Source organism: Pseudomonas sp. SIMBA_041, assembly GCF_046535095.1.
In the GTDB taxonomy this organism is placed as follows: Bacteria; Pseudomonadota; Gammaproteobacteria; order Pseudomonadales; family Pseudomonadaceae; genus Aquipseudomonas; species Aquipseudomonas mucoides.
This window is the reverse complement of sequence record NZ_JAWRXJ010000402.1, coordinates 1-266: the sequence shown is the minus strand read 5'-3', so window position 1 is coordinate 266 and position 266 is coordinate 1. Positions and strand designations below refer to the sequence as shown.

Below are 266 nucleotides of genomic sequence, written 5' to 3'. Positions count from 1 at the left end.
CTATTGTCTTGATCGATGACTCCGATAGGCAAATCGGTAATTTGAGTCTGTGAAAATATCCACCATATTAGCAGTACCGTTGCCAGTGGTATCCATACCACCATGCTAAAGTCCCAATGATTTTTTGCCAAAAAACGGCGCTCGTAGGCTGCACTGCGTAAAAAAGCCTCACTTAACTTAGTCAAGTGCATGGCTTACTCTTGGTGCTGATTGACAAGAGTAGGGTTGATGCGTACGACCACACTCATACCCGAGCGGATACGAGC

Annotated in this window: 1 protein-coding gene; it reads right to left on the bottom strand. The window is 45.9% G+C overall.

What is annotated here, in order from left to right; translation table 11 throughout:
- Window positions 1-191: hypothetical protein (locus tag SB725_RS31665; RefSeq protein WP_410923391.1), on the bottom strand; the 191-nt coding region annotated here is incomplete at its 3' end.
- Window positions 192-266: the final 75 nt, after the last annotated feature.